This is a genomic window from Nocardioides sp. (assembly GCF_035429765.1).
In the GTDB taxonomy this organism is placed as follows: Bacteria; Actinomycetota; Actinomycetes; order Propionibacteriales; family Nocardioidaceae; genus Nocardioides.
This window is the reverse complement of record NZ_DAOMFK010000128.1, coordinates 1-8,674: the sequence shown is the minus strand read 5'-3', so window position 1 is coordinate 8,674 and position 8,674 is coordinate 1. Positions and strand designations below refer to the sequence as shown.

Annotated in this window: 11 protein-coding genes and 1 pseudogene; 6 read left to right on the top strand and 6 right to left on the bottom strand. The window is 73.3% G+C overall.

The window, feature by feature from the left end; translation table 11 throughout:
• A partial coding sequence (locus tag PLP61_RS11875; protein ID WP_324502926.1) for an IspD/TarI family cytidylyltransferase occupies positions 1 to 258 on the top strand: 258 nt, incomplete at its 5' end.
• A 5-nt stretch (positions 259 to 263) separates the two neighbouring features.
• Here the strand turns inward: PLP61_RS11875 and PLP61_RS11870 are convergent.
• Both PLP61_RS11870 and PLP61_RS11865 read right to left on the bottom strand, forming a co-directional pair.
• Entirely contained in the window at positions 264 to 782 is a 519-nt protein-coding gene (locus PLP61_RS11870) for a 2-C-methyl-D-erythritol 4-phosphate cytidylyltransferase (protein WP_324502925.1), read from the bottom strand.
• 29 nt (positions 783 to 811) lie between these two features.
• On the bottom strand, positions 812 to 1,297 hold the full coding sequence (locus PLP61_RS11865) for a CarD family transcriptional regulator (RefSeq protein WP_324502924.1): 486 nt from the start codon (positions 1,295 to 1,297) through the stop codon (positions 812 to 814).
• 231 nt (positions 1,298 to 1,528) lie between these two features.
• On the opposite strand from PLP61_RS11865, the gene PLP61_RS11860 reads away from it, so the two are divergent.
• On the top strand, positions 1,529 to 2,026 hold the full coding sequence (locus PLP61_RS11860; protein WP_324502923.1) for a hypothetical protein: 498 nt from the start codon (positions 1,529 to 1,531) through the stop codon (positions 2,024 to 2,026).
• 62 nt (positions 2,027 to 2,088) lie between these two features.
• Positions 2,089 to 2,832: a phosphoglyceromutase gene (locus PLP61_RS11855; protein WP_324502922.1), complete on the top strand. Its 744-nt coding sequence runs from the start codon at positions 2,089 to 2,091 to the stop codon at positions 2,830 to 2,832.
• A gap of 104 nt (positions 2,833 to 2,936) precedes the next feature.
• On the opposite strand, the gene phoU is transcribed toward PLP61_RS11855, so the two are convergent.
• On the bottom strand, positions 2,937 to 3,596 hold the full coding sequence (phoU, locus tag PLP61_RS11850; protein WP_324502921.1) for a phosphate signaling complex protein PhoU: 660 nt from the start codon (positions 3,594 to 3,596) through the stop codon (positions 2,937 to 2,939).
• 120 nt (positions 3,597 to 3,716) lie between these two features.
• On the opposite strand from phoU, the gene PLP61_RS11845 reads away from it, so the two are divergent.
• The 3 genes from PLP61_RS11845 to PLP61_RS11835 are packed head-to-tail and all read left to right on the top strand — an operon-like array spanning position 3,717 to position 6,423.
• Entirely contained in the window at positions 3,717 to 4,844 is a 1,128-nt protein-coding gene (locus PLP61_RS11845) for a sensor histidine kinase (protein WP_324502920.1), read from the top strand.
• Positions 4,841 to 5,518, top strand: a complete 678-nt coding sequence (locus tag PLP61_RS11840; protein WP_324502918.1) for a response regulator — start codon at positions 4,841 to 4,843, stop codon at positions 5,516 to 5,518. Before PLP61_RS11845 ends, PLP61_RS11840 begins: the two co-directional genes overlap by 4 nt.
• Entirely contained in the window at positions 5,515 to 6,423 is a 909-nt protein-coding gene (locus PLP61_RS11835) for a DMT family transporter (protein ID WP_324502917.1), read from the top strand. Before PLP61_RS11840 ends, PLP61_RS11835 begins: the two co-directional genes overlap by 4 nt.
• On the opposite strand, the gene PLP61_RS11830 is transcribed toward PLP61_RS11835, so the two are convergent.
• The 3 genes and pseudogenes from PLP61_RS11830 to PLP61_RS11820 form a co-directional block, all read right to left on the bottom strand.
• Positions 6,420 to 7,931 carry an Hsp70 family protein gene (locus PLP61_RS11830; RefSeq protein WP_324502916.1) on the bottom strand — a complete coding sequence of 504 codons (1,512 nt, stop codon included), beginning with the start codon at positions 7,929 to 7,931 and terminating at the stop codon, positions 6,420 to 6,422. The genes PLP61_RS11835 and PLP61_RS11830 overlap by 4 nt on opposite strands.
• An 80-nt stretch (positions 7,932 to 8,011) precedes the next feature.
• On the bottom strand, positions 8,012 to 8,488 hold the full coding sequence (locus tag PLP61_RS11825) for a YbjN domain-containing protein (RefSeq protein ID WP_324502915.1): 477 nt from the start codon (positions 8,486 to 8,488) through the stop codon (positions 8,012 to 8,014).
• Positions 8,485 to 8,674, bottom strand: a pseudogene (locus tag PLP61_RS11820) (D-inositol-3-phosphate glycosyltransferase); the annotation flags it as partial. The gene PLP61_RS11825 and the pseudogene PLP61_RS11820, both read right to left, overlap by 4 nt.

Below are 8,674 nucleotides of genomic sequence, written 5' to 3'. Positions count from 1 at the left end.
GGGGTGGTCGCCGCGGACGCCGGCGCCCCGGAGCCGCCGACCGGGCTGGCCGCCGTGCAGACCCCGCAGGCCTTCCGCGCGGCGCCCCTGCTGGCGGCGTACCGGCTGGCGGCGCGGGAGGGGTTCGAGGGCACCGACACCGCTGGCTGCCTGGAGAGGTACGCCGACCTCGAGGTCGCCGCGGTGCCGGGCTCGGCGCGCAACGTCAAGGTGACCTTCCCGGAGGACGTCGCGCTGGTCGCCCGGCTGGTGCGGTAGCCGCCTCAGTCCGGGGCGGTGAGCGCCTCGAGGACCTGCAGCTCCGCGAGGGTGGAGACCCGCCGGCCCTCGGGTGGTGCGGTGACCAGCCGCACCGGGTGGTCGCGGCGCAGGCGGGTGGCCAGCGCGGCGAGGTCCGCGGTGGGCGGGCCGGGCAGCGCCGCGCAGACGGCTGCGGGCAGGACGACCGGCGAGGTGACGATCCGCAGCGCCTCGCGGTCCACCGTCGCGCCGACCAGGCCGTCGCGGACCACCTTGACCGTGTCGGTCACCGGCCGGACCGCGACCACCACCGCGCCGTCCCTGGCCGCCTGCGCGCAGGCGGCCAGGAAGTCCGGCGGGGTCATCGGGCACAGCGGGTCGTGCAGCACCAGCGGCACCCCCGCGTCCCGCACGTCGGCCCAGCGGCTGGGCAGGTCGACCAGCGTGACGCCGGCCGCGGCCAGGGCGAGACCGGCGCAGGCCACCAGGGGCCGGCCGTGGACCAGGGCGAACGGGAGGTCGCCGCGGTCCTGCTCGACCACGGTGCCCAGTGGACCCTGGACGTCCGGGGTCAGGAGGCGAGGACCTCGTCGAGGATGGTCTCGGCCTTGTCCTCGTTGGTGTGCTCGGCCAGCGCCAGCTCGGAGACCAGGATCTGGCGGGCCTTGGCCAGCATCCGCTTCTCACCCGCCGACAGGCCGCGGTCACGCTCGCGACGCCACAGGTCGCGGACCACCTCGGCGACCTTCATCACGTCGCCGCTGTGCAGCTTCTCGAGGTTCGCCTTGTAGCGGCGCGACCAGTTGGTCGGCTCCTCCACGTGGGCGGCCCGCAGCACGTCGAAGACGCGGTCCAGGCCGGCCCGGTCCACCACGTCACGGACACCGACCAGGTCGAGGTTGCACGCAGGCACCCGGACCACCAGGTCCTGCTGGGCGACAATCCGTAGGACGAGGTACTCCCGGTCCTCTCCCTTGATCTGCCGCGTCTCGATGTCCTCGATGACGGCGGCTCCGTGATTTGGGTAAACAACCGTTTCGCCGACGGTGAATGTCATGTGTCAAATGCCCCTTCCTAGGTGACCAGTCTAACACGTCCGGAATCCGGCGCTGACCGCGTTTGCGCAGGTCAGAGGCACAATGGGGGCTTGACAGATCTGCCTTTCGTATGGTGGGCCCCGGCGCGCGCACCCGAGCGGACGGCACCGGCCGCGGACCGCTAGGCTGACCGCGCAGACTGCAGCACGGGCGGCGAGTCGCCGCCCACGACCCGTGAAGGGTGAGGACCCATGCACCTCCGACGCTCCACCGCCCTGGCGACCGGCGCCCTGCTGCTGGCGATCCCCCTCTCCGGGTGCAGCGCGCTCAGTGGCCGTGACGACGCCACCATGCGGGAGTACGTCCCGGCCAACGGCACCAACAACCGCGACGCCTCGGTCGACGTGCTGGGCGCGGTGGTCGTGTCGGCGCAGCCCGGCTCGGGGACCTTCGTGACCACCCTGGTCAACAACTCCGCGGACGAGGCCGCGTCGTTGACCGCGCTCGCGGGCACCCGTGCGGGCGACCCGCTGACCGTGCCGGAGTTCCAGCCGGTCGACGTGCCGGCGCGCGGACTGGTGAACCTGGCCAACCTGCCCAGCGGCGAGGGCGTCACGGTCGAGGGCGACTTCGAGGCCGGGCAGTTCCTGCGGATGACCATCGACCTGAGCACCCAGGAGCAGGTGACCATGGACGTGCTCGTGGTCCCCGACGACGGCAGCTTCGCCGGCCTCGACACCTCGGCCTGAGAACGGGCCGTCACGATCCGCGGCCCGGTCCGTGGCCGCCAGCCCAAGAGGGGAGCCACCCGATGACCTACACGCTGATCCTGCTCCGCCACGGCGAGAGCGACTGGAACGCCAAGAACCAGTTCACCGGGTGGGTCGACGTCGCACTCACCGACAAGGGCCGCGCCGAGGCGGTGCGCGGCGGCGAGCAGATCCGGGAGGCCGGCCTCCTCCCCGACGTGGTGCACACCTCCCTGCAGCGCCGGGCGATCAACACCGCCTGCCTGGCGCTGGACGCCGCGGACCGGCACTGGATCCCGGTGCGCCGGTCCTGGCGGCTCAACGAGCGCCACTACGGCGCGCTGCAGGGCAAGAACAAGAAGCAGACGCTGGAGCAGTACGGCGAGGAGCAGTTCATGCTGTGGCGCCGCAGCTTCGACGTCCCCCCGCCTCCGCTCGCCGACGACGACGAGTTCTCCCAGGTCGGTGACCCGCGGTACGCCGACCTCGGCGAGGAGATGCCGCGCACCGAGTGCCTCAAGGACGTCATCGCGCGGATGCTGCCGTACTGGGAGTCGGGGATCGTGCCCGACCTGCGCGCGGGCCTGACCGTGCTGGTCGCCGCCCACGGCAACAGCCTGCGGGCGATCGTCAAGCACCTGGACCGGATCAGCGACGCCGACATCGCCGGCCTGAACATCCCCACCGGCATGCCCCTGGTCTACCGGCTCGACGAGGACCTGGCCCCGACCGTGGCGGGCGGGGAGTACCTCGACCCGGACGCCGCCGCCGCGGCGGCCGCCGCGGTGGCCAGCCAGGGCCGCTGACCCGGCACAAATGGGGTGCGACCCGTCACAAATGGCGCGCGACCCGTCACAAATGGCGGCGCTGCAGTCACAGCAGTCACACCGGCCCCGCCATTTGCGACGGGTCAGGGCTCGGTCGTGGCCTGCGGCTGCTGGCCGGTGACGACGTACATCACCCGCTGGGCGACCGACACGGCGTGGTCGGCGATCCGCTCGTAGTAGCGGCCGAGCAGCGCGATGTCGACGGCCGGCTCCACGCCGTGGTCCCACTCGGCCGAGAGCAGCTCGGTGAGGCTGGTCCGGCGCAGCTGGTCCATCTCGTCGTCCATCTTCTCCATCTCCGCGGCCGCGTCCACGTCACGGTCGGCGATCACCCGGGTGGCCCGGGCCACCAGGTCCTGGGCGACCTGCGCCATCCGCATCATCGAGGGGCGGGCGTCCTCGGGCACCGCGAGGTAGGGCACCCGCAGCCGGGCGATCTTCGCGACGTGCACCGAGAGGTCCCCCATCCGCTCCAGCTCGCTGACCATCCGCAGCGCGGCCACCACGGTGCGCAGGTCGCCGGCGACCGGCTGCTGCAGGGCGAGGATCGCGAAGGCCCGGTCCTCGACCCGCTCGGCGGCCCGGTCGATCTGGGCGTCCGCGCTGATCACCGCCTCGGCGACGGCGGCGTCGCCGGTCATCAGCGACTCGGTGGCGTAGTGGACGGCGTTCTCCACCTCGCGGCAGATCGCCGCCAGGTCGGCGAACACGGTCTCGAGCTGTTCGTGGAAGGCCTCGCGCATGGGGCCACCGTAGGCAGAGCCGGTGAACCCTCGGAGTCGGGGGGTGAACGGCGGGTGAACAGTGCGTCCGGGCCTCGGCGGTGGCCGGGCCCGCCCGGCCGGCTGCGTACGATCGGTGCCGTGGATCCGACGACCGAGCTGGCGCTGGCCGCTCTCGTCGGCGCTCTCGTGGCGGGCTCAGCGGTGCTGGCCTGGCACTTCTCCGACCGCCAGCTCTACCCGCCACCGGTCGAGGAGCCGGTGATGCCGGCCGGCGTGGCGACGGTGCTGTCGGTGCTGCGCAGCAGCGCGGTCGTGGTCAACGAGGACGACGTGGTGCTCAAGGCCTCCGCCCCGGCGTACTCCATGGGACTGGTCCGCGGCAGCGAGCTGGCCGTCGACGAGCTCACCGCCCTGGTCCACGAGGTGCGCCAGGACGGGCAGATCCGCGAGCACGAGCTGCTGCTCACCCGCCCCGGGCTGCCGCAGCGGCACGTGACCGTGCGGGTCGCGCCGCTGTCCACCCGGCTGGTCCTGGCTCTGGTCGAGGACAGGACCCGGGAGCGACGGGTGGAGACCATCCGCCGCGACTTCGTCGCCAACGTCAGCCACGAGCTGAAGACCCCGGTCGGGGCGATCCGGCTGCTGGCCGAGGCGGTCGACGACGCCGCCGGCGACCCGGAAGCCGTGCACCGCTTCAGCCGCCGGATGCTCAAGGAGTCCGACCGGCTCACCCGACTGGTGCAGGAGATCATCGCGCTGTCGCGGCTGCAGGACGACGACCGCCTGGAGACCCCGGTCCCGGTGCCGGTCGAGGAGGTGCTGGCGACCGCCGCCGACGTCTGCCGCACCGACGCGGACGCCCGCGGCATCGAGCTGGTGGTGCGCTGCGAGCGTGACCTCGTGGTGCCCGGCAACGTCGAGCAGGTGACGGCGGCGGTGACCAACCTGGTCTCCAACGCGGTCACCTACTCCAGCATCGGCACCACGGTGGCGGTGGCCGCCAAGGGGACCGGGGAGACCGTGGAGATCTCCGTCACCGACCAGGGCATCGGGATCCCCGCCGGCGAGGTGGACCGGATCTTCGAGCGCTTCTACCGGGTCGACCCCGCGCGGCACCGCTCCACCGGCGGCACCGGCCTGGGGCTGTCCATCGTCAAGCACGTGGCCGCCACCCACGGCGGGGACGTGTCGGTCTGGTCGGTGGAGGGCCGGGGATCGACGTTTACGCTGACCCTGCCCAGGAGCGAGCGAGAGGTGGCCCCGTGACTCGAGTGCTGGTCGTCGAGGACGAGGAGAGCTACAGCGACGCGCTCGCCTACCTGCTCCGCAAGGAGGGGTACGACGTCTCGCTCGCCGCCACCGGTCCCGACGCCCTGGCGGAGTTCGACCGGACCGGGGCCGACATCGTGCTGCTCGACCTGATGCTGCCCGGGCTGCCCGGCACCGAGGTGTGCCGCCAGATCCGGCAGACGTCCAACGTGCCGGTGATCATGGTCAGCGCCAAGGACGACGAGGTGGACAAGGTCGTCGGCCTGGAGCTCGGCGCCGACGACTACGTCACCAAGCCGTACTCCCCGCGTGAGCTGGTCGCCCGGATCCGGGCGGTGCTGCGTCGCGGCACCGAGCCCGAGCTGGTCCCGGCCGTGATCGAGGCGGGACCGGTGCGGATGGACGTCGAGCGGCACCAGGTCACCGTGCGGGGCAAGGACCAGCGGCTGCCGCTGAAGGAGTTCGAGCTGCTGGAGTTCTTCCTGCGCAACCCGGGCCGGGTGCTGACCCGCGGCCAGCTGATCGACCGGATCTGGGGCAGCAACTACGTCGGCGACACCAAGACGCTCGACGTGCACGTGAAGCGGCTGCGCGCCAAGATCGAGCGCGACCCGTCCGAGCCGCAGCACCTGGTGACGGTGCGCGGGCTGGGCTACAAGTACGAGGCGTGAGCCGGCCCTGGGCCCCGGTGGCCGCCGTCGCGGTCACCCTGGTGCTGTGGGCCTCGGCGTTCGTCGGCATCCGGCACCTGGGCCACGAGTTCTCCCCCGGCGCGCTGTCGCTGGGGCGGCTGCTGGTGGGCGCGGTCTGCCTCGCGGTCGCCGCGCTCGGACGCGGGCTGGTGCGGCCGACCCGCTCGGAGTGGGTCGCGGTGGTCGCCATCGGCGTGCTGTGGTTCGGGATCTACAACCTCGCCCTCAACGCCGGCGAGCGGCGGGTGGACGCCGGCACCGCGTCGATGCTGCTGCAGGTCTCGCCGGTGCTGATCGCGGTGCTGGCGGCGGTGGTCCTCCACGAGCCGTTCACCCGGTTCCTGGCGGTCGGACTGGCGCTGGCGTTCGCCGGCGTGGCGGTGATCAGCCTGGCCGCGCCGGGCGGGCACGGCGACGTCCTCGGCGTGGCGCTGTGCCTGCTCTGCGCGCTGGTGTACTCGGTCAGCGTGATCCTGCAGAAGCCGGTCGTGGCGCGGCTTCCGGCCGTCCAGGTGACCTGGCTGGCCTGCACCGTCGGGGCCCTGGTCTGCCTGCCGTTCGCCGGCGACCTGGCACGCGAGGCAGGGCAGGCGTCGACCGGCTCGCTGCTGTGGCTGGGCTACCTCGGCGTGTTCCCGACCGCGGTCGCGTTCACCACCTACGCCTACGCGCTGCGGCACATGCCGGCGGCGCGGCTCGGCGTAACGACGTACCTCGTGCCGCCGATCACCATCGTGATGGGCGCGGTGCTGCTGTCCGAGACGCCGCCGCCCCTGGCGTACGCCGGTGGCGCGCTCGCCCTCGCCGGGGTCGCGGTCGCCCGGTACACGCCTCGACCGGTCGCCGCACGCGTCCCGGTCGAGGAGCCGGGTGAGGCAGGCTAGCTGCCGGCGGCTAGGTCGAGCGTGAAGGCCCGGTGGTAGCCGGTGTCGTGGTCGGTGATGCGGACCTCGATGATCCCGTGCCGGTCGATGACGTACTCCTCCTCGATCCACGGACCGTGGCCCACGCGCAGCACCTCGACGTCGCGCAGGTCGCGGCCGTCCTGGAGCTGCGCGTCGAACGGGAAGACCACGTCGGCGAACGGCAGCAGGGCCCCCTGCGGCTCGCCGCGGACGTCGAGGTCGACGTACTCCACGAAGCGGAACCAGCCCACGTTGTGGGCCGCCCGGTACGCGCGGCTGAGGACCACGTCGCCCTCCAGCGACACCCGCTCGTGGCGCGAGAGGAGCTCGTCGAAGGCGACCTCCTGCCCGGCCCGGCCCTCCCGGAAGACCCCGAAGCCGCGCGAGAGCCGGTCGGAGAGCGAGTAGCCGGCCTCGGTGTCCGCGGCGATGGCCAGGCCGATCGCGGTGGACGCGGCCGGGTACGGCGAGGAGTGGACGCGTCGGCCGAACCGCTCGCGGAGCCGGCGGGGCACCAGGGGCAGCGCGCTGGCGCCGCCGACCAGGTAGACCCCGGCCACCGCCGAGAGCTCGGCGCCGGCCTCGCCGGGCTCCCCGACGAGAGGCTCCATCGCGTCCAGCGTGGTCTCGACCAGCGGGCCGGCCGCCTCGTAGAAGTCGCCGACCGGGACTGCGACGGCCCGGTCGGCCACCTCGAGGAGGATCTTGCGCGACTGCGGCGTCAGCCGCTCCTTGGCCTGCCGGCACTCCTCGAGCAGCGCCGTCCGGTCGAGCGCCTCCCCTGCCTCGGCGCCGGCCGCCGCCACCGCCAGGTCGGCGAGCACCTGGTCGAAGTCGTCGCCACCGAGGTGGTTGAGCCCGACCGAGGACAGCACCTCGTGACGGGTGCCCTCCACCCCGACGACCGAGGCGTCGAACGTGCCGCCGCCCAGGTCGTAGACGACGACCTGGGTGCGGTGGCTGGTGAGGGTGCGGGCGTGGCGGTGGGTGTACTCGAACCCGGCCGCCGACGGCTCGTTGAGCATCGCGAGGACGTCGAAGCCGGCGGCCCGGAACGCCTGGAGGGTGAGGAACCGCTGGGCGCCGAAGGCGTGGGCGGGCACGGCCACGGTCGCGGAGACCGTCGCACCGAGCTGGTCGGCGACCGTGGAGCGCTGCCGCAGCTCCTCACGCAGTGCGGCGAGGTAGCCGGTGAGGACCTCCACGACCGGCACCTCGGTCTCGCCCAGCCGGACGGTGGTGCCGGCGTGGACCTCCGGGGACCCGAGCACTCGCTTGAACGACCGGGCGAGCGGGGCGCCGTGGTCGCGCGCCGCGGCCAGCGCGCGGTGCCCGAAGACCAGCCGGCCGCGGTCCAGGGCGGCCACCGACGGGACGTGGTCGTGGGTGTCGCCGTCGGGGTCGTGGAACGCGACGATGGGGTAGTTGCCGCGGTCCACCGCGGCCACGATGGTCCGGGTTGTTCCGAAGTCGACTCCCAGGCGCATGGCTCAACCCTAGGCCCGCCGGCCCGCCCGACAGCCTTCGGGACGTCATCCGGACGGAGCCGACGTGACGTTGCGCGGGGTCAGGCCTCCAGCCAGCCGCGGAACGCCTCGAGGTTGGCCGTGGACTCCCCGCGTTCGCGGCGCCACGCCCACTCCTGGCGGATGGCGGACTCGAACCCCAGCTCCAGCAGGGTGTTGAAGGACTCGTCGGAGGTGGCCAGCAGCGCCCCGAGCAGCCGGTCGAGCTCCTCGGCGGTGACCACCGACAGGGGGAGCCGGCCGTGCAGGTAGATGTCGCCGAGCCCGTCGACGGCGAACGCGACGCCGTAGGTGCGCAGGTTGCGCTCCAGCAGCCAGCGGTAGACGCGCTCGTGCTGCTCGTCGGGCCGGCGGCAGACGAACGCGTCGACGGCGACGGTGTGCGGGCCGATCTCGACCCGCACCGGGGTCTGCAGCCGCCGCTCCCCGGGCAGGGAGAAGAAGAACTGGCCCGCGGTGGGCTCGTCGAACTCGATGCCCTGCTCGTCGAGGTAGCCGCGGACGACCTCCGCGCTCACCGGACCAGCTCCGCGGTCATCCGCTCGCGGGCCTGCTCGTAGACCTCCAGGGTCGCGGCCGCCGTCCGCTCCCAGGAGAACAGGGCGGCGTGGCGGAGCGCGCCGGCGCCCAGCCGCGCGGCGTACTCGTCTTCCTCGACGAGGCGGCGCAGGGCCCGCGCCCAGGTGCCGGGGTCGTGCCCCTCG

Excerpts from the sequence above, each read along its gene's own strand:
- PLP61_RS11830 (WP_324502916.1), bottom strand. The coding sequence starts at position 7,931 with ATGCGCCTGGGAGTCGACTTCGGAACAACCCGGACCATCGTGGCCGCG.
- PLP61_RS11865 (WP_324502924.1), bottom strand. The coding sequence starts at position 1,297 with ATGACATTCACCGTCGGCGAAACGGTTGTTTACCCAAATCACGGAGCC.
- PLP61_RS11860 (WP_324502923.1), top strand. The coding sequence starts at position 1,529 with ATGCACCTCCGACGCTCCACCGCCCTGGCGACCGGCGCCCTGCTGCTG.
- phoU (WP_324502921.1), bottom strand. The coding sequence starts at position 3,596 with ATGCGCGAGGCCTTCCACGAACAGCTCGAGACCGTGTTCGCCGACCTG.
- PLP61_RS11855 (WP_324502922.1), top strand. The coding sequence starts at position 2,089 with ATGACCTACACGCTGATCCTGCTCCGCCACGGCGAGAGCGACTGGAAC.